Below are 22,210 nucleotides of genomic sequence, written 5' to 3'. Positions count from 1 at the left end.
AATTATTTTTTTCAATGAATCAGCCACCCGCAGCAAACCACAAAATAAAGCAAATACTATAAAACCAGACAACAACAAACATAAAGCATTTAAAAACAACAATCTAAATAGATTTCAAAGAAATTAAATCAGTTAATAACCGAGCAAAAAACATGTCAAAAATAAAATTTTAAAAAACAAAAAATTTATATTCATCACTAACAAGCTTATCTTATTGGTTATTCCACTAGCTTAAAATAGCAATTTATGTAACCGGTTTTAGTTAAAATCAACTATGCTAAAGGTGTAACTATTTATGTTTTATAAAGTTTTAATTATTTTATCTTTGTGTTTGTCAGCACATACAGTCGATTGTTTTGCACAAAACAAACCGAATCTAGTAGTTATCATGGCCGATGATCTAGGCTGGGGAGACATAAGTTTAAACGGCAACAAACAAGTACAAACACCAAATATTGATAGCATTGCTAACAATGGCGCTCAGTTTGACACCTTTTTAGTCAGCCCTGTTTGTTCACCTTCGCGAGCCGCTTTGTTAACCGGTCGTCACGCATTAAAAACCGGTGTGTATAGTGTAACCCGAGGTGGCGACAAAATGCGTACTAGTGAAGTAACCCTAGCTGAAATCCTAAAACAACTGGGTTATGCAACAGGCGCTTTTGGTAAATGGCACAATGGCGCTCACTACCCTCACAACGCCAACGGTCAAGGATTTGAGCAATTTGTTGGTTTTTCCGATGGCCACCAAACTTTGTATTTTGATCCTGTGTTAGAACACAATCAAAACAAGATCAAAACTAACGGCTATATTGCCGATGTGACCAGCGACTATGCGATAGATTTTATTAAACAAAATCAACACCAGCCGTTTTTTGCCTTTTTACCCATTAACACCCCACATAGTCCGTTTGAATTACCGCAACAACTATTTGCTAAATATAAACAACAAGGTTTGTCTGACTTAGATGCATCGATTTATGGCATGGTCGAAAATATTGATGACAATGTCGGTAAAGTGCTAACAACACTCAAACAGCTCAATCTGATAGACAATACTATAGTGGTATTTATGTCGGATAATGGCCCTGCTTTTCCGCATGGCAACAAGCGTTTTAATGGCAATTTAAAAGGCCACAAAGGCAAAGTTGATTTAGGTGGTATTCTGTCACCTTTGCACATTCAATATCCGGCTAAACTTGCCGGCAAAACTAAAGTTATTCAACCTATTCAACACATAGATTTAGTGCCAACTTTATTAGATTTAATGTCACTGCAGCCAACTGAAAAGATTGATTTTGATGGCATTTCAATGGCCGGTGACATGCTAAAACCTACAGCTGAAATAGTCCCTAGATTGTTATACACCCACCATTTTAGAAACACTCAAAGGCGTAACCAGCAAGCCATTCTTCCTAACCCTGCATCTGTCCTGTACTACCCATGGTTTGCTGTATTTGAAACAGATCAAACATGGCGTTTATTTAATATTGCAGATAACAAAAGCCAAAGCTTAGATGTAGCAGCAACTCATAAAAACCAACTGGATAAAATGCGCAGTGCCTATATGGATTGGTACCTGGAAGCCAGTCGTGATCTAGCAGAAATACCGACACATATTGGCCATGCAAACCATAACACAGTCGAACTTGCAGCACATGAAGGCCATATATCAGGTTTGGGAATAGACTACGCAAACAAAGCTGGCTGGGCACATGACTGGATTGATGTAACAGAGCCACAGCACGCCATTATCGATTTTCCGCTCAAGGTTGTTGCCGCAGGACGTTATCAAATGCGTTTGCGCTACAACAGCGAAAACCAGGTTGAGGAGAATAGTATTCAACTGAGAATTCACCACCAAAACTGTTTAGTTAAAACCCTTGCAGCAACCAAGCCCGACGTTCAGCTAGGCCAGCGTTTGTATTATACCGACGAAGCGGTAGAACAAAGCTGGGGCTATTCTGAACCTTGTGAATTTGAGTTGCCACCAACAACAGACAAATTATTAATTCAGTTTAAAAAATCACCAAAAGCGCCACTTGCAATTAAAGCTATCGAGATAACTCAAATTCTTTAATTTATCTCTTTATGGCCTGTTACATTTTGCAGGCCAATTTATATACTCAAGGATAAATTGCAAACAAGTTACACTAAAAACCTATCCTTTGACTTAGCATGCACAACCATTCAAGCCACTGTTTTATCTATAATTAACTAAAAAACGCCAGTCATAAAACAAAACAAAAATGTAAATTTAGTTACAATGAATTTACATTTTGATCTTTAAAAATATACCGGTTACATTAAATAAGCATTAACACCTACACACTCACATTTAACAATTAGGGGATTAAAATGAAAGTTAAAGCTTTAGGTTTGGCGATAGCACTAGGATTAACTTCAGCGTCACAAGCACTTGCTGGTTTTTATGTACAAAACGGTAACTTGTACGAAGGCAATGGCAGTCAATTTGTAATGCGCGGCGTTAACCACGCGCACACTTGGTACAAAAGCCAATTAACCAATTCGTTGCAAGGAATAGCTTCGTATAACGCCAACACAGTTAGAGTGGTTTTAAGTAATGGGCACAGATGGACGTATAACTCTGCAAGCGAAGTAGCCAACATTATTCAACAAGCTAAAGACAACAATCTTATCGCTGTGTTAGAAGTACACGACACCACAGGTTATGGTGAAGACAGTGCCGCTAGTACACTTGCAAGCGCTGTAGATTATTGGATTGCCATCAAAGATCAGCTAATCGGTCAAGAAGACTATGTGATCATCAATATTGGCAATGAACCATTTGGCAACAATGTTAGCGCGTCGCAGTGGGTTAACGAGCACAACACTGCCATTAGCCGCTTACGCAATGCAGGTTTTACCCACACGCTTATGGTTGACGCGCCAAACTGGGGTCAAGATTGGCAAAATATTATGCGTGACAATGCATCAAGCGTGTTTAATGCCGATCCACAACAAAATATCGTTTTTAGTGTACATATGTACGAAGTATATGGCTCGTACAGCGCTGTAAACAATTATATGGCCGCTTTTGACAGCGCCAATTTACCCTTAGTTATAGGCGAATTTGCTTCAACTCATAAAGGCTCAAATGTAGATGAAGCAGCCATTATGGAACGCGCACAAGCATATCAAATGGGCTATTTAGGTTGGTCGTGGTCAGGTAACGACGCTTCAACAGCTGACTTAGATATAGTTAACAACTGGAATAACTCTAGTTTATCTAGCTGGGGTAATACTTTAATTCACGGTAGCAATGGCATTAGTAGCACAAGTACACTAGCGTCAATTTATACAGGTTCTACAGGTGGCGGAAATGGTGGTTACCCAACTTGTTCTTCATCGGCAGCAGATCCTGACGGCGATGGCTGGGGTTGGGAAAATAACCAAAGCTGCATAGTTGATACATCTTCTTCAAATAATCAAGCCACACACGCCAACAATGGCTACCCATATTGCAGCTCTAGCTCTGTTGATCCAGACGGTGACGGCTGGGGTTGGGAAAACAGCTCATCTTGCGTCGTTCGCGGTTCATCTGCTGACAGCTAATATCTAACGAAATCACACACTTTTTGGGCTCATCTCGAGCCCATTTAATCTAGGCAATTCAATTTTATGCATTTAACTGTGCAGAGATTGTTGCGCCTAAATTACGCCTAATAAGGCACACAACACAAAAAATGGAGAAATCTAATAATGAAATTTAAAAGGCAAAAACTAGTGATTAGCTGCCTAGCTGCGCTAAGTGCTTACGGCACAAATGCGCTAGCAGCTTGTGAATCACCTAGCTATTCAGCTGAAACTCAATACCAAGGTGGCGAATTGATCGTCTACCAAAATTCAGAGTTTAAAGCTAAGTGGTGGATCCAAGGGCAAGCACCAGACAAAAACGAACAATGGGGACCTTGGGAGTTTATCGCGGATTGTGATAGCACAGCCACACCAACGCCAACTCCCACGCCAACGCCAACCCCTAGCCCAGCACCTGAATGTAGCTCGGCGGATTCAGATCCAGACGGTGATGGCTGGGGCTGGGAAAACAACCAGAGCTGTATTGTTGTTGAACAACCAGAAGAAGAAACTGAACATCCAACTTGTGCATCTGCAGATTCAGATCCAGATGGCGATGGCTGGGGCTGGGAAAACAACCAAAGCTGTATTGTTGACCAAGCGCCGCCACAGCAAGGTGTCGTAATTGAGTACACAAATACCAGTAGCGACCTAGTGTTAGACCCAGCAGACGCAAACTATACAAACGGCGCAGAGCTTGTTAACGGTGTTGGCCAACTGAATAATGGCCGCATTGAATGGCAAGTAAATGTATCAGCCGAAGTGCATGGAGAAGTATTTTTTAATATCGCCTCCCCTCACGGACAAAAGTCGAATACTATTTATGTTGACGGCCAATCAAGCAATATTACCACTAGCTCAAGCAGCAGCGACAATATTTTATTCGGTGCAGTTACCCTAACTGCGGGTTTGCATACTATTGGTGTAGATGGTGGCAATGGCAACTGGGGTTTTATCGAAATTCTCTCAACTAGTTTTAGCCAAACAGATACTGTTGAAGAACCAGACAACCCACCAGCCCAAGTTGAACAAGGCGACTTAGTTACAGCCAATGCAACAGCTGAAACTAAAGCTTTATACACTAGCTTGTTAAATATCCCTGACGATAGATTCCTATTCGGTCAACAAGATACCACTTCATATGGCCGTGATGAAAATGGCACAAAATGGTCATCTTGGTTACATGATGATCCACTAGTTGTTCACCGCCCTATCGCATCAGACGTTGAAGATGTAACCGGCACAATGCCAGCGGTTTATGGTTTTGATATTGATGGCATAGGTACAGATACCAATATAGACGGTGTACCTTGGGGCACTTACCGCCGCAATATGATTGAAGCATACGAGCGCGGTGGCATAGTAACAGTAAGCTGGCATGCACCAAACTTTGCAACTGAACACTTAAAAAGTCCTGGTAGTGTTGCTGGGACAAGTTGGGATACATCAGGTACAACTTTATACGATGTATTGCCAGGCGGTTCATTACATGAAGTATTTAAACAACGTTTAACCTTAATTGGCGACTACTTTAAAAACTTAAAAGCAGCTGATGGCACGACGATTCCAGTGATTTTCCGCCCTTGGCATGAAGGCAGTGGTAATTTCTTCTGGTGGGGTATTGGCGCATACGGTGCACCAAATGGTGAACCAGGCAACGCAGACCAAGCGACTTTAGATGCGTTTAAACAATTGTTCCAATTCACTGTGACTTATTTGCGTGACGAGATGGAAGTAAATAACCTGATCTACGCATTTTGCTCAGACTGGTTATGGAACTGGGATGGCATGGGAGTTGAAAATCACTACAAACCTATGTATCCAGGTAGCGATTACGTTGACATTATCGCACAAGATAACTACTGGCAATTAGAGCAACCTTATAGTGCAGGTGGCGATTCAGAACGTTTTGCACAAACTTTGCGTGACATAGTGGCATTTGCTAAACAAGAAGGCAAACCAGCCGCGTTATCTGAAACAGGTCGATTAAAAGATCAACCTGAATGGTTTACTGACCATTTAATGCCAGTATTTGAAAACTACCCTGAAACTTTAGGTATTTCATATCTACTTGTATGGCGCAACCCAATTAACCGTGACGACCAATATGTGGTGCCGTTTGAAAATGATGGTTCAGTGGAAGCAAATGACTTTATCAATTTCTACAACAGCTCAATCAGTATTTTCGGTAATACTATGGGTGACTTGTATGGCGAGGGTTATGAGCCGACAGATCCACCAATTGTGGTAGAGCCAGTTCAATCTCAAACTTATGGTTTTGAACAAGCAACAACTACTGAAGGTGTTGAACTACGCACGGATTCAGCTTACCTAACCGAAGTTGGCTCTGAAGTATTATGGAACTTTGATGTACAAGTGCCGGGCGAATACCGCATTACCATTACATACAGTACACCAGATGGCTCTAAACAAAATACTGTGGTTATGGGTGGAAGCAGCACTTCACAGACGCTCGATTCAGAAACCCCAACAAGCATTAGCCAAGTTGTGCAGTTAGATGCTGGCACTCACCAAGCTGGTATTCTTACACAGGGCAATGACTGGGGTTATATGGCAGTACACAGTTTACAAATTGACCTACTTGGCGGCTTGCAAATTAACAGCCCTGCCAACCTATCACAATTAGCAACAGGCTCTGATGTGGTAGTCGATTTTAGTAAATTTGGTACTTCAGATTTAACCTACTCACTTAATGGAGCTGATGCTGTTACTTATACAGGTGAAAGCCCATTAATCATTGCTAACCAAGGTGATGGTGTTTATCGACTTAACCTAAGTTTAACCGGCACTAGCATTCGCCAAAACGTACGGGTAACTGTTGGTGAAACCACGGGTCCACAATTTGTTGAAACCGCAGGCTCTCAATTTGTATTAGGCAACAAACCATTCTACTTTAATGGTTCAAACCAATACTACTTAATGTACAAACCTGAAGCTATGGCGAAAGACTTTTTCGACCGTGCAGCGCATTTAGGTTTAGACGTTGTCCGTACTTGGATGTTCTGTAACGATGGCAAAACCCATGATGGCGTGTGTATTAATATGAAAGTTGGCGACAACTTCTTATTAAGCATGGATCCAGCACAACGCACAGCTGAACAACAAGCTATAGTTGACCGTAGCTTCGAGTTATTCGACAACTATGTCGCATTGGCAGAAGAGCGTGGTATCAAATTAGTTTTATCACTTGCTGATCACTGGAACTTCTTCGGTAACATTAGCAGCTATGGTGGTTATGCAGATGTCGCAGGTCGTGAGCAGTTTAAAACCTTTATCACTAACCTAGTTAACCATACTAATCAAATAACTGGGGTTAAATACAACGAAGACCCAACCATTATGATGTGGGAGTTGGCTAACGAGCCACGTATTGGTAGCGACTTCGATGGCTTTAAAGCTTGGGTTGACGATATTGCTGCGCATATCAGCCAAGTTGCACCAAAACAATTGGTGTCAATTGGTATGGAGTCATCATTTGGTTTTGCTGATACAGCAGACACTTATGCCAACTTAAAAACCTTAAACAGCAACCCAGATATAGATGCCATTAGCGCTCATTTATACCCAACTTGGTGGAGCATGTCCGACGAAGAAACTTTAGGAAACTTCGACAAACTTGCGCAACTTGCCAGCGAACTAAGCAAACCAGCTTATATTGGTGAGTTTAGCTGGCCAGCAAATAAAATTCGCCAAGCAAGTAACCCTAAAGGTTCGGAAACTGGCACCATTGAACAAGGTTTAGCTAAACGTGCAGAGTTATTCGCAACTTGGTATGGCAAAGCATTTGAATTAAAAGATTCTCTTGGTGGCATGTTGGGTTGGCAGTTATCTGGCCTTGAATGGGGTAACGGTAATGTTGGTTCATGCCAATGGTGTTCTGGCCCTTACGGTGAATACTCAGGCGGTTGGTCAGCCAATAACGATGGATTCCAATACTACTGCACCATTAACTCTGCAGAGTTTTCCATCACTACACTTGGCGCACCGGGCAGCAATGTTGAAGGTGATACAATTCACCTAGACTTGCACGAACCTGTGTGTGAAATCATCAAAGAATATTCAACCAAATATGATGGCTTGAATAATCAGTAGTTGTACCGAATGATAGGCTCAATCTGAGCCTATTTGTTCAGGTTAGTGTTAAAAAAAGAGCCAGCCAGACAGGCCTGAGCTGGCTCAAAGGTGCTCGGAAGCACTACACGGTCGCACTAACAAAAATCTAAGTTACTCTCCTTGTCCTGGAGCAAACGGAAACTCTAGCGCTTTATATTGCTGCAAAGTACCCTGAGGTTTTTCCAAGCCAGCTGGAATCGGGCGCTGCGAAAAGCTTTGGAAATACAATACACACGCATTTCTCCACCAAATTGCTTCGTTTAAATGAATCACATTTGCCATTTGTACTTGCTTAAATTGCAGTGGATCAATCAGTCCTTGTAACTTGTTCCATTCTGTATTTATCTGCTCAACTTGCTCCACACCTAGATAATACCTGTGAACAATTTCATCCCACAAAGCTCGTCCAGTTGACGGCAAGGTATAATCCCAAGGTAAGTGATGGAACCACAACAAATATTTTTCAGGTGTTGTTTTCGGATCTGACAATTGCTCTTTCAATGGTGAAAAATATTGCTCTACCGCATTCACACCCGATGGTGAGCGATTAAAACCTATACCCTTGTTAGTTGCTCTGTGATAATAAACAGGATTCCAGTCGGCACGACCTAAATTATCAACCCAAGGACCTGGTCCGTAATGATGTCCAGTCCCCATAATATGATGCAAACCTAGAGGCGTCATATAATTAACCGTTGCTTCATGTGACAACATCATCATATCCGTTACTTTTTCAACAACTTTAGTGTCGTTGCTTAAAGTCATACGTGTCCATTCTTCAGCAACTTCTGCAGCGGTCAATTGGTAGTCCCAAGCCATACGCCCAAATACATACCAATTAGATTGTAAAATAATGTGTCCAGTCCAATTGCGATCAGAGCCTATATTTGACACACCGGCCATACCGGTTAACGGATACTTATGTACTTGACCCGCAACAACTTTACCAACCGTTGAGCCAGGTCCTTTGGCGAAAGTATCGGTTTTAAGTACTTCTTCATACATAGGGCCTAAATAAACAAAATGCGTGCTAAAACCTAAGTACTCCATGGTGATCTGAAATTCCATCATCATAGGTGTCTGTTTGGTTGCACCAAATAAAGGACTAATCGGCTCACGAGGCTGAAAATCTATCGGGCCATTTTTTACTTGCACCATTACATTATCGCGAAACTTTCCGTCTAAAGGCTTAAACTCGGAATAGGCTTGTTTCGAGCGCTCTTCATTCTTTTCGTTGGCATAAACAAAAGCTCGCCACATAACTATGCCACCATGCGGTTTTAAAGCATCAGCCAGCATATTAGCGCCTTGCGCATGTGAACGACCATAATCGCCAGGACCAGGTTGCCCTTCTGAATTGGCTTTAACTAAGAAACCACCAAAATCAGGAATTAATTGATATATTTCAGCTGCTTTATTCTCCCACCACTTTCGTACATCTGGGTTAAGTGGGTCGGAATTTTTTAAACCACCCAAAGAGCTGGGTGAGTTAAATTTAATTGATAGATAAACCTTTAAACCATATGGTCTAAACAAATCTGCCAGCGCTTTAACTTTTTCAAGATATGCTGGAGTAAGCATAATAGGATCAGCATTGACGTTGTTTAAAACAGTGCCATTAATGCCAACCGAAGCGTTAGCGCGCGCATAATCTACGTATTTTTGATATTTGTATTCTGGAAGTTTGTGCCAATCCCAAATTGATTCGCCAGCATAACCACGCTCAACATGTCTATCTGGATTGTCCCAATGATTTAATACCCTAACTTTTGTTTTTGGAGCTGAAGCAATTTTCACATGAATTAAATTGCGTTCTGTTTGCACTAATCTAAGTAAATTAAATGTGCCATACAGCGCACCAATATCCGTATTTGCCGCGACCAAAACAACAGGTCGGTTTTGATATGCAAATTGTTGAATGACATAACCTTCGTCGCCAACAGATTTAAGTTGCTGCGCCACGTCAGCAGAAAACTGCTGAGCAACCTTGGCTGTTGCGACGATCAAGTTTGCCGTAGACATATCTGTTTGACTAGCGCTTGGTAACATACCCGTTAATGCGTAGTCCAATTCGTCACGAATTAGCTGGCTAGTTTTTGAATTTCCAGCAACATGCCATTGCGCCAGTAGTTTGTTGTATTCTGGCAATATACCTTTATTTTGAATCTGGTCGTATTTAAGCCACAACCGATAACCATCTTCACCAGTGACAATACTTGAAGCACTGGCAAAAGCACTAAACAACATTGTTATGCAAAACCATCCAACAAAAAATAATTTTTTCATCTCTTTACTCTTATTTCGCTGTAATTTGAATACTATCAGCCGTTAAACCTGCAGACTTTGCTACCAGCTTAAATTGGCCATTGGTATTTGCTTTAGCTTTAACTATCACCAAAGCTAGACCATTAAAGGCTTTACGCTGATGTGAGTTAAATGGGGTAAAATCAGTTTGGTCACCATTGTCGGTTGCTACAATTTCACCATTTCCTTCAATTTGAAATTGAATTGCGTTATCCGCTCTAGGTACGGTTAAACCATTTTTATCCTGTACTTTTACCGTTACAAAGGCTAAGTCTTTGCCATCGGCAACTATAGTTGAACGGTCAACCGACAAGTTTAATTGCGCGGTTTTTCCGGTAGTTTGCACCTTAGACTCAGCCCACTTCTGACCATTTTTGTATGCGACCGCAGTTAACACACCCGGCTGATAAACCACATCATCAAAGCGCACACGATATTGATATTGTTTTTTGTGTTTACGACCTAAAGACATCCCATTTAAAAACAACTCCACTTCATCACCCGAGGTGAAAATATGCACAGGTGTCACTTTGCCAACACGCTCAGGCCAATTCCAATGTGGCAGAATATGCACCATAGGTAACTCAGCTCGCCAATGTGACTGATATAAATAAAATCTGTCTTTCTTAAAACCCGCTAGGTCAATAATTCCGTTATATGAACTTCGCGCTGAATAATACGGGGTGGGCTCGCCTAAATAGTCCCAGCCAGTCCAGACAAATTCGCCAGCCACAAACGGGTTACTTTCAACCGCTTTAAATACTTTATCTGCAGACGAACCAAAATCGACCGCGTAAAGTTCATAACTACTGACATGTTTTGCAACTGAATCGCCACCCATGCCATCACGAGCAGGTGAACTCAGTTTGTCGGTTACAGGAAAAGTGTAAAAACCTCGGCTGCTAATCGCAGAAGCAGTTTCACTACCAAGAATAATTTTATCTGGATGTGCCCTATGGTATGGCGCGTATTGAGGTTTTGTTTTAATACGGTCTTTCACCGAATCAAAAATTGCATCTTGGCGGATACCTTCACCTTGATAATTTAAACTAATTACGTCCATACCATTCGCAAATGGCATGTCTGGTTTTGCCCAATTTTTCGAAGCTGTTGTAGGACGATAAGGGTCTTCACTTTTTACGATATCAGTTAAGTGCTGAGCCAATTGATAGCCGGCTTGATCATCATATTGCTCTCCAACTTCGTTGCCTATACTCCACATAATGACAGAAGGATGGTTATAATCGCGGCGAACCAATGCGCGCATATCTTGTTCATGCCAGTCATCAAAAATAAGGTGAAAATCTAACGGAGTTTTTTTCTTTTGCCACACGTCAAAAGACTCATTCATCACCAAGAAACCCATTCTGTCAGTGAGTTCTAGTAATTCTGGAGCAGGTGGATTGTGTGCCATTCGAATAGCATTCGTGCCCATTTCTTGTAAGATTTCAAGTTGGCGCTCTGCAGCACGGCGATTAAATGCAGCACCTAACGCGCCTAAATCATGGTGTTGATTCACACCTTTTAGTTTGATTAATTGACCATTTACATATACACCCGAATTTGGATCAAACTTTAGAGAACGAATGCCAAAATCACTCTGGTATTGGTCAATAAGTTTGCCTTGTTTAAACACCTTAGTAATTGCCGTATACATGTTTGGCGTTTGTTGTGGTTTAGGTCCCCACAATTTAGGATTGTCTAACGAGACTTGTACTTGACTTGCAGCACTGCTGTTTGCCTGAATCCGCACAACTTTTTTATTTGTCTGTGCAGCTAAACCGCCATCTATTTCTCCTAGAGCATTTAATGCAAAAATATCAGTTTGCACTTCTACCAATTGAGTATTGGCAGTGGTATTTTCCACATTCACTTCAACACTAATTTCAGCGTGCTGAGTTGTCGCAGATACAGTTCGAATTTTGCTTCCCCACTGTGCAACATGCACAGGTGAGGTTTTAACCAACCATACGTCTCGATACAAGCCACCACCGGGATACCATCTCGAAGAATGGTTAGGATTATCTAAACGAATAGCAAGCTGATTTGCACCACCAAATTCAACATAAGGCGTTAAATCTAACCGATAAGATGAATAACCAAACGGCCAGCCACCGACTAAATTTCCGTTAAGCCAAACCATTGAATAGGACATAGCGCCTTCAATATCTAGATAGATTTGTTTATTTTTGTCCTGTTCGCTGATGGTTAAATCTTTGCGATACCAAGCAACCCCCGGACTAGGTAAGCGCCCCATACCGCCGCCAACTTCTGGGTTTTCACCTTGATAAAAAGGCCCATTGATTGCCCAATCATGCGGTAAGTCGACAGATTGCCAATTCGCATCATCATAGTTATCTTGCACAAACGCAAAATCAGCACCAGGGTTTCCATCAGGCCTTACATGCTTGTTGCTAAGATCGCTGATAAACTTATTGCCTGTTGGCAATATCCAAGCTTTTAGTACTTGTTGGGTACTTTCTACCGCGACCGCATCAGTTGGTCTGCTGTCGGCATCTTTATCATCCTTAAACACGGTAACTTCAGGGCGAACGTCATAAATCAGCTTATCTGCCAATGCTGTGTCCGGGTATTTATAAAAACGCCAGTCCTGATTCAAAGATTGAATTTCTCGGACAGGTTTACTTTCAACAGTGTTTCTCGGCGCCTCATTGACACCTGAACATGCATTAAGCGTAAGCGCTCCAAATAAAGTTAACACTAATTTTTTCATATGCTATCCATTGTGCTTTCAATGCAATCTTATTGTTAATCATCAAAGTGAGCCGTCAGCAGCGTCGTAAAGCCTGATGGGTTGGTTTAACCATTTACCCATTAAATCTTAACTCTACTTAAAACCTCACGATAAATATGTGATTTACATATAGATAACTGCAATTATGAAAGTTAAATTCTAAAACAAAACATAATAGTCCTAATTACTATATAATGGTAAAATTCAAAAATCTAGTTAATCCAGCAAAATTTTTACAACTAAGTCACATTTAGTCAGATAGATTTTTAATAAATGTAATAAATAATGAAACAAACAGGTTTACATTTCACCATTCTTTATATAGTTTATATGACCATTATAAGATATTTGGATGTTTGTGATGTCTAAACAAAACCTTTCTATAAAAGAGAAACTAGGGTATGGCCTAGGAGACACAGCAAGTAATATTGTTTTTCAGATACTTGCTAATTTTATGCTTATTTTTTATACCGATGTATTTGGTATTGGTGCTGCAGCCGCAGGTACTTTAATGTTGGTAGTTAGGTTGTTTGACGGTATTACAGACCCAATTATGGGTGGAATTGCAGACAGGACACGCACGCGCTTTGGAACTTACCGCCCATATTTACTATTAATGTCAATTCCTTACGGAGTGCTAGCTGTAGTCGCTTTCACAACGCCAGACATATCGCAAGACGGCAAACTAATTTACGCCTACATCACGTATGCGTTATTAATGACCTGTTATACCGCTATCAATATCCCCTATTCCGCGTTAGGTGGTGTTATGACAAATGATCCAAAAGAACGCGCTTCATTACAGTCTTTCCGCTTTGCAATGGCAATGAGTGGTGGTGTTATCGTTGTTTGGGCATTGCCTCAATTAGTCGATTCGTTTGCTGAATACGGTAAACAAGCAGGTTATCAATACGCAATGGCGATTTTAGCTAGCTTAGCAGTTGTGTGTTTTTTAGTGTGCTTTTTATTAACAAAAGAAAGGGAAGAGATCAAAAATACCTCAGATACAAACATACTTCAGGACTTTGGCAATTTATTTAAGAACGACCAGTGGGTTGTTATGTTATTAACAACTGTATTTGTATTAACCCTAATTGGTTTACGCTCTGCTATCGCTCCCCACTATATAAAATATTATGTCGGTGACGAATCTTTAACCAGTAGTTTTTTAACCCTAGGGATGTTTGCTTCGGTATTGGGTGCACTTACTACTCATTTTTTATCACAAAAATTTGGTAAAAAGCCCTTGTTCCAATTCGGCTTAGTCATTGGCGTATTGTCACATGCAGTCTTGTTTATTTTGCCTGCTGATCAAGTCAGTCTAATATTCATTACTTTTTTTATCGCTAACTTCGTACATATGATTGTCACACCGTTAATGTTTTCTATGATTGCTGACACTGTAGATTATGGCCATCTAAAAACAGGTAAAAAAGTTATGGCGATGACCTTCTCCGGCCATTTATTAGGTATTAAACTTGGATTTGCAATTGGCGGTGCAATGGCGGGTTGGATATTAAGTGCTTATAATTATGTTCCAAATCAAGCGCAAACAAATGAAGCACTCACGGGTATCATGCTTGGATTTGCTGCTATCCCAGCTGTTCTGTTGTTTATAGCCGCTATTGTTATGGTTAAATACAAACTAACCGAAGGCAAACTCTATGATATTCAAAAGCAAATAGCTTAACTGCAACTTTCAACCAAATTTCTGAAAAAGCCCTATTTTAATAGGGCTTTTTCTTTTATTAACTCAGTAAAACTCCAGACAACCTTCGGTTTACCCATTATGAAACGAAATAAACAATCTCTGATAAAACTGACTAAATGCTCTAGCATAGTTGGCTTAGGCCTGAGCTTGACTGCAATAGCACAAGAAGTCATCCACGTTACAGCAAATCGAGGACTACTCGCTAGTGATTTGTCGTCGAATAACATCAGTCTTATCGGCTCCCAACTTGAACTCAACAACTTTCAGCATTTAAACCAAATGCTGAGCCAAGTCAGTGGTACATGGTTGAGCCGAGGAAACGGCCAAGAATCACTATTGGCAATACGTTCGCCTGTCTTTACTGGCGCAGGGGCATGTAATGAATTTTTGTTAATGCAAGACGGCGTCGCCCTGAGAGCTCCCGGGTTTTGTAACGTCAATGAATTATTTGACTCAAGCTCTGAGCTAGCAGGTCAAATTGACGTAGTCAAAGGGGCACACTCTGCACAATATGGTAGCAGTGCAGTGCATGGACTGATTAATATAAAATCGCCGCAGCCAACTCAAGCTCTCGACACTCTAGATTTGACACTCGGGCCAGACGGATATATCAAACTTAAAGGCCAACATACAAACACAGACAGCTCACCTTTATATCTGGGCTTAGCGTTAACACATGATGGTGGATATCAACACAGTTCAGGTTATGACCAACAGAAGTTGCTGGTAAAGCAACAAAGTCAATTTGCCGATATTGATGTGACTAATCAAATTTATCTGAGTCACTTGTCACAACAAACAGCAGGATATTTACAGGCCGGAGAAAATAGTTATAAAAACGATAGTTTAACTCGAACCAACGCCATTCCGGATGCATACCGCAAGGCGATATCAGTTAATGCACAATCTAAGCTAAGTCAAAGCAGTCGCGACTATTCTTGGGCAGTAACCCCCTATTTACGCTGGAATGAAATGGAATTTTTAATGCATTATCTACCCGGTCAACCAGACGAAAAAAATGGCCACCATAGCCTAGGAGCTCAAGCCGTATTTCAATACAAGTTAAACGAAAGTATTATCACCACAGGTGCTGATTTAGACCTATCCCGAGGTTTTGTACAACAGCAACAACAAAACTCAACAAATTCAGGATCAGCCTTTTTAGATTCGATATTACCTGCGGGACAGCACTACGACTATCGAGTTGATGCAAGTAATTTTGCTGTCTATATAGGCTTAGAACATGACTTAAGTTCGGTTGTGACCTTAGCAACTAACCTTCGTTGGGACTGGGTAAAATATCAATACGACAATCTAATGTTAAGCGGTAACAGCAAGGATGATGGTAGCAATTGTGCTGGTTCTGGCTGCCGCTACACTCGACCTGATGATCGCAATGACAGCTTTAATAACTTATCTTGGAATGGGCAACTGAATTACCGGTTAACTCAGCAAGCTTCAACATATATAAAATTAGATCATGCATTTAGAGCACCGCATACGAGTGAACTCTACCGATTGCAAAACGGTCAAATGCAGCCAGAGATAGATAGCCAAAAGGCCAATTCACTTGAAATTGGTTACCACTTTGTTTCGAATAAAAGTCAATTGAAACTTGCTATGTTTCAAATGAACAAATCTGACGTTATCTTTTTAGATAGTCAGAGAAATTATGTCAATGACGCAAAAACTCGCCATCGTGGAATCGAAGTTGATTTAAGCCAAAATTTAACTCAATTCGTTTCGATTGATGCCAATTTAAGTCTAGCTGAACATGTTTACACCAATGATCCTGATTTATCCAATAGTGACATCAATATGACTGGCAACAAAATGGATACAGCACCAAATTTAATCGCCTCAACACGGCTAAATTGGCAATTAAATAACCAGAATTTGCTGCAATTAGAGTATCAACATATGGCTGAATATTATCTAAACCCTGAAAATAGCGCAAAATATGATGGTCACAACTTGGTTAACCTAAGATGGCAATATCAAATGACCAACAATTGGCGCTTGGGATTACAATGGTACAACGCGTTCAATACAGCCTATGCAGAGCGAGCAGATTTTGCTTTTGGCAATTACAGATATTTCGTTGGTCAACCAAGCAGATTGTACCTACAAATTTCCTACAACTAACAACAAAAAAGGCCAGGAGCAGAAGCGCCTGGCCTTTCATTAAAACCGTCAGCATATTTTACGACGGTACAAATTATCCGCGATTAATTAAAACGAACCACGAATACCTAGTGTGTAGGTTGTGCCAGAATAGAACACATCGTATGTCACACCAGAATACTCATACCATGAGCCAATTTGCTCATTGGTTAAGTTATATGCATCAAAGGTTAAGGTTAAATCATACTCTAGTGGCAGATTGTAACTTGCAGAGAAGTCGACCTGAGTTCTATCCATTGACATAACTGGGCGATCGAATACTGAGAACCAATTCGTCGAGCCATCTTGATGATAGTAAGTTAAACGAGCTTGGAAGTCTTCGTTTTCATAAAATCCAGTTACGTTGTAAGTCCAGTCGGCAATACCTGTGATCATTGCTCTAGGGTCTTGTGCACTCGAATTGATTGTCGTCGCACTTGCATTAAAACCTAAACCGTCAACAACAAAATCAAGTGGCATAACAAGTACAGCTTCAAAACCGCTCAACTTAGCAACACTATTAATGTTACTTAAAGTTGTTACCAATGTTGTACAGTTTTCTGCACCACCACATTGTTCAAGAGATTCTGCACGTGAATCACCCAAGTTTTCAATGTCCAACCCATAGCCAGGTAACTCTAAGAAAGGAACCGATACAGTGCCGGATTCAGTAAAGCCAGTAACTTCTTTTTCAAAGTAAGTTACACCTAGATAACCTAACTCTGAGAAATACCATTCACCACCAATATCAAAGTTGGTCGCTTCAAATGGAGACAGATACGGATTACCCGCTCTAGCAGATTCAACACCTGATGATGACCATGCTGCGTTAGGGTACATATCAGAAGGATTTGCTCTTGTTAAACTACGTGAGGCACTTGCACGCAGTTTTACATCATCATGCACTTCATAAACTAAACTCATTGACGGCAACAGCTTACTATAGTCAGCTTCTGTCGCTGCATTCATGGTTGCTACTTTTTGTTTTGTATCAACCCAGCGTACACCTGTATTCATACGCAGTAGTCGACCTGCAACCTCAGTTTCTGCATTTGCTTCAAAATAAACGCCTAAAACTTCTTCTTCGATGTCACCAGCTGACTGACCAAATTGGTCACCCGCACCTTCAATTGGTTCAAATTGAGCGTAGTTGGTCGCTTGATAGAATTTATTCCAATCAAGTTGTGCAATACCTGAATATGCATTGTAACCATCAATGACTTTACCCAAATCATCAACAACAGGGTCAGTGATGTAATCACCAAAGTTTTCAATCACACCTGAGCCAACAATGTGTTGCTGGTAAAATTCGCTTGAACCACCAAAACTACGCATACTATTACTGTTTTTATCCCAAGCTAAACCAAATTTAAAGCCAGCAAAATCAGGTGCTTCGCCATAAGCAAAATCTAAGTGGAAACCTTGAGTTTCTGTTTCTCGCTTGTTTTGGTTGATTAAGAAAGTATTACCAAACTTTTCATCTGAAGAAATTGAGCCATCACCATTCTGATCATATTCTTTGGCCCAAGTCCATCCTATATCTGGATCTGAAGGATCATGAGAGAAACCAAAACTAGGTACAGTACCATCGTTTTTGTAGGTCAATGTACCAGCTGGTGCCATGTAATAAGCGTACGGCTCGTCACGGAAGAAATTCGACTCTGTCATACTTGCCGAAACATCCATTTTTAACATATCGGTTAATTGCCATGATAGGCTTGGCATGACACTTACAAAATCTAACTCTTCTTTGTAATCATGTGAACCGACCCAAACGTGCGCGTTGTAAAAGGTACCAGACTCTAAGTAGCCATTATCTGCCACGGTCAAATTTTCTGGGATCATAGCTGCACCTTGGTGCAAATAATTGCGGCGTCCCCACCACATGGCCTCAGTTCTAACAAAATCTTTGTTGGCTTCGCCATACATAAGGTCTAACACAATATCCATATCGTCATTTGGTCGATATTGCAGTGAAACTAAACTTGTGAATTTGTCTGTATCGCCAGAGGTAAACATAGGGCGACCTAAATACGGAACATTCGCTGTATCTAAAGCTTGAGCTGACAAACCTGAAGTGGCAATCGGATCGACAGGGTCACCGACATTCACACCTGGGTGCGCTGCCGCGTAATCTGCTGTTGCTTCAGGGCTCCAAAAGAAATGGTTTAAACCTTCACTGCCTTCAACACAAGAAGATGCTGTTCTTTCTGGGTTATCCCATTTAGCTACGCACCCGTCAGTGTATAAAACAGTTGCTTCATATCCGTCTACGCGTTTAGTTGCTTTTGAGCCGACAACACCAACCAATACACCAAATTTATCAAACGTATTGCTGTAAACAGCTGAATATTTAGGGTCAACGCTCTCTGCTAAATCGTTATACGCACCTTCTAACGAGAACTTAAAGCGCTCACCTGCGCTGTCAAAAGGACGTGCAGTACGCATGTTTACATAACCAGAAACCCCACCTTCTAATTGGCTTGCAGTTGCTGTTTTTGATACAGCCAAACTACTAAACAATTCAGTTGGGAACATGTCTAAATCAACTTCGCGATTACGATTACCAGCACCAAGCGCGCCAGTAGATGCGATAGCCATTGCATTGCCGTTTAGCGCAATTTTTGTAAAACCTGGGCCTAAACCACGTACAGATATTTGTTGACCTTCACCTGTTACATCACGATTAATTTTTACACCTGGGATACGACTTAACGATTCCGCTAAATTTTGGCTAGGCATTTTACCGATATCATCTGCAAAAACTTCATCGACAAAACCTTGTGAGTCGCGCTTTGCTGCGGCTGAAGTTAATAAGCTACCACGATAACCTTTAACCATAATCACTTCAGCTGCTTCGGTTTGCGCTTCAGCTTCGCTTTCATTCACTTCTTGCGCATTTGCTGCGGCCGATGCTACTGCAAGCATCAGTAAACCTTTACGGCTAAATTTGAAAATATTATGTGTATTCATAAAACCCTCTTTGCTTTGTGTTTTGCCAAACTTTGTTAAAGCTGCTGCTGGCTATTATTCTTACTAGTTTTCAAAAAAGCTTATAATGTCATTTAAACTATATGCTTTTAGTTGTTTGAACTATATCGTAAGAATTTATGTTTATCTACATTTTTTTCATTATTTTATCGTTTTATTTACACCTTGGATTAATAGTCATAATAAATTTCTTGCTTAAAACCCCAATAAGATAAATACCAACCAATAAAAAAGCTAAATTTATCAAATAAATATGATTTAACGGTAAAAAACAGATACATAACCTTAACATTAAGCATAGATCAAACATGTTTTTGTCCATGTGACTTTATCAAGCATAGGCATAGGCCCAGATTAGTAAGTTTAGGTGACGGTAGGTAAAAATGTAGGGCCATTGACAAATAGCCCTATCGGAAGAAGCTTCTATTGCTTTGAAGGACGTTTATTATTTTGTAAACTTTCTAAAAAGTGACTCAATGCTGTTACTTCGGTTTGATCTAGTCTGCCACTGAAAGACGGCATACCTCGACTGAGCAGTGCACCGTTTAACAATACCATAGGTAACACCTGTTGCTTAATCATGTGGCTAGTCCTTAAGTTAGGTGCAACGCCACCGCGCCCTTCATTGACAGCATGGCATACCGCACAATTTGCATAAAATAGAGTTTCACCACGTTGAAATTTGTCAGCATCTGTTTGCCACTGCTGATTAACCTGAATGGGTGAAGAGGCAGGAGAAAAACGGTCAAATTCAACTAAATTGTTCTTGTGGACAATGTTTTCCTGTTGATTTTCAACAGTTTTTAATGCAAACGTCAGGAGCTGGCCAGATCTTAGTTTATCGGTATGAATATTTTTCATACCGTATCCACCGCCCCAACCCGCCGCGACAGTTATATATTGTCGACCGTCTAGTTGATAACTCATGGGGGCAGCTAAGATACCAACGCCTGTTTGATAACTTAATAACAATTCGCCATTAGCAGAGTTATACACCTTTAAGTATCCATCGGCGGTTCCTTGAAACACGAGTTTTCCGCCTGTTGCGAGCACACCGCCATTCCAAAACTCATCTTGAATGACAGTCCACGCGGCCTGACCCGTTAGAGGGTTCCAAGCTTTTAAGAAGCCATTCCTTGGAGGAGCCTTTTTATCACGAATAAAAGGTTTATCTGGGCGCGTACCTATGGCTAAATTCCAACCGGCCCCAGTACCAAAACCTGTTTTATTGAATTCCCAATCAAGATCGCGTCCATAAAAAGACACAGTGTTACGTCCTGGAATAAACACATAACCAAGCTCGGGATCAAATGACATTGGATGCCAATTATGTCCACCATCATAATTCGGCGCTATTTCGGCATTTACATCTTGATATCGAGCAAAATCACTTTCAATCGGTTTACCCGTTTGCATATCAATGCCGGTAGACCAATTCATATAAGTAAAGGCATCAGCCCTAATTAACTCACCATTGGTTCTGTCTAAGAGATAAAAATAACCATTTTTTGGCGCTTGCATGAGTACTTTGCGGACTTTGTTTTTTATTTTTAGATCAGCCAAAATCATATGCTGTGTCGCAGTAAAATCCCATGAATCACCTGGGGTTGTTTGGTAATACCAAACTAATTTTCCGCTTTCAGGCTTTAACGCTAATATCGACGAAAGATACAAATTGTCGCCCCCTTGTGGACTTCGATGATTTCTATCCCACGGCGAGCCATTGCCGGTTCCAACATAGAGTAAATCTAGTTCAGGATCATACGCCATAGAGTCCCAAACTGTGCCACCCCCACCATATTTCCACCACTGACCAGTCCAAGTTTTTGCAGCATGTTGCATCGCCTCGTTTTCGAACCCGTCTTTTGGATTACCTGGTACTGTGTAAAAGCGCCATTTCATTTCACCAGTTTGAGCGTCATAAGCTGAGAAGTAACCTCTAACCCCCAACTCAGCGCCACCATTGCCAATAAAAACTAACCCTTTGACAATTCTTGGCGCACCTGTGATTGTGTATGGTTTAGTCTCATCAACCGTTTTTTTCTGCCAAACTAATTTGCCAGTTTTTCTTTCTAACGCAATGAGTCGTCCGTCAAAAGTGCCAAAATAAATCTTATCATCCCAAGCGGCGACGCCACGGTTAACAACATCACAGCAACCATTTATTGCTGTTTGTTTGGGTACTTGAGGATCGTAAGTCCACTGTATTTCGCCTGATTTGGCATCTACCGCAAATACTTTGCTCCAAGGCCCAGTAAAATATAAAGTGCCATCTATCAGTATCGGCGTAGCTTCTATGCCGCGCCACTCGGGTAAATAGGTACGATTAACTAAAGTTAAATCCTTTACATTTGAACGATTTATTTGATTAAGTGGGCTAAAGCGGTTCTCTTGATAATTCTTACCTGTGGTAAGCCACTGCTCGTTACTGCTATCTGCATTGACCAAAGCGGCATGGTCTACTTTAGTCGAAGCAAAACTACTATTAACGAATAACGCAAAAATTAAGCCTATTGGCTGTATAAGTTTTTTCATGATTAATCCAAATTTATAAATGA

Annotated in this window: 9 protein-coding genes; 5 read left to right on the top strand and 4 right to left on the bottom strand. The window is 40.9% G+C overall.

Features of this window, described 5'->3' with window-relative positions; all coding sequences use genetic code 11:
- Window positions 1-295: 295 nt before the first annotated feature.
- From WSC_RS23785 to WSC_RS0100565, 3 genes are all read left to right on the top strand, one after another.
- Window positions 296-2,077 carry an arylsulfatase gene (locus WSC_RS23785; protein ID WP_016953967.1) on the top strand — a complete coding sequence of 594 codons (1,782 nt, stop codon included), beginning with the start codon at window positions 296-298 and terminating at the stop codon, window positions 2,075-2,077.
- A gap of 278 nt (window positions 2,078-2,355) precedes the next feature.
- Window positions 2,356-3,573 carry a cellulase family glycosylhydrolase gene (locus WSC_RS0100570; protein ID WP_016953966.1) on the top strand — a complete coding sequence of 406 codons (1,218 nt, stop codon included), beginning with the start codon at window positions 2,356-2,358 and terminating at the stop codon, window positions 3,571-3,573.
- Between the two features lie 147 nt (window positions 3,574-3,720).
- The gene (locus tag WSC_RS0100565; RefSeq protein WP_016953965.1) at window positions 3,721-7,707 is read left to right on the top strand and encodes a glycosyl hydrolase; all 3,987 of its coding nucleotides are present in this window, start codon (window positions 3,721-3,723) and stop codon (window positions 7,705-7,707) included.
- Between the two features lie 132 nt (window positions 7,708-7,839).
- Here the strand turns inward: WSC_RS0100565 and WSC_RS0100560 are convergent, their stop codons facing one another.
- Both WSC_RS0100560 and galB read right to left on the bottom strand, forming a co-directional pair.
- Window positions 7,840-10,014, bottom strand: a complete 2,175-nt coding sequence (locus WSC_RS0100560; RefSeq protein ID WP_016953964.1) for an alpha-glucuronidase family glycosyl hydrolase — start codon at window positions 10,012-10,014, stop codon at window positions 7,840-7,842.
- Between the two features lie 10 nt (window positions 10,015-10,024).
- The gene (gene galB, locus WSC_RS0100555; protein ID WP_016953963.1) at window positions 10,025-12,766 is read right to left on the bottom strand and encodes a beta-galactosidase GalB; all 2,742 of its coding nucleotides are present in this window, start codon (window positions 12,764-12,766) and stop codon (window positions 10,025-10,027) included.
- Between the two features lie 382 nt (window positions 12,767-13,148).
- Between galB and WSC_RS0100550 the strand changes: the two genes are divergently transcribed.
- Both WSC_RS0100550 and WSC_RS0100545 read left to right on the top strand, forming a co-directional pair.
- Entirely contained in the window at window positions 13,149-14,477 is a 1,329-nt protein-coding gene (locus WSC_RS0100550) for a glycoside-pentoside-hexuronide (GPH):cation symporter (protein WP_016953962.1), read from the top strand.
- A 99-nt stretch (window positions 14,478-14,576) separates the two neighbouring features.
- Entirely contained in the window at window positions 14,577-16,643 is a 2,067-nt protein-coding gene (locus WSC_RS0100545) for a TonB-dependent receptor (RefSeq protein WP_082196085.1), read from the top strand.
- A gap of 87 nt (window positions 16,644-16,730) precedes the next feature.
- Here WSC_RS0100545 and WSC_RS0100540 read toward each other — a convergent pair whose 3' ends face one another.
- Together WSC_RS0100540 and WSC_RS0100530 are read right to left on the bottom strand one after the other, a co-directional pair.
- Window positions 16,731-19,634 (bottom strand): TonB-dependent receptor, encoded by a 2,904-nt coding sequence (locus WSC_RS0100540; protein WP_016953959.1) that lies wholly within the window; start codon window positions 19,632-19,634, stop codon window positions 16,731-16,733.
- 441 nt (window positions 19,635-20,075) lie between these two features.
- Window positions 20,076-22,187, bottom strand: a complete 2,112-nt coding sequence (locus tag WSC_RS0100530; protein WP_016953957.1) for a PQQ-dependent dehydrogenase, methanol/ethanol family — start codon at window positions 22,185-22,187, stop codon at window positions 20,076-20,078.
- Between the last annotated feature and the right edge of the window lie 23 nt (window positions 22,188-22,210).

The sequence above is a fragment of the Catenovulum agarivorans YM01 genome, from assembly GCF_000281085.1.
GTDB classification, from domain to species: Bacteria; Pseudomonadota; Gammaproteobacteria; order Enterobacterales; family Alteromonadaceae; genus Catenovulum; species Catenovulum agarivorans.
This window is presented reverse-complemented; position numbering and strand designations above follow the sequence as displayed.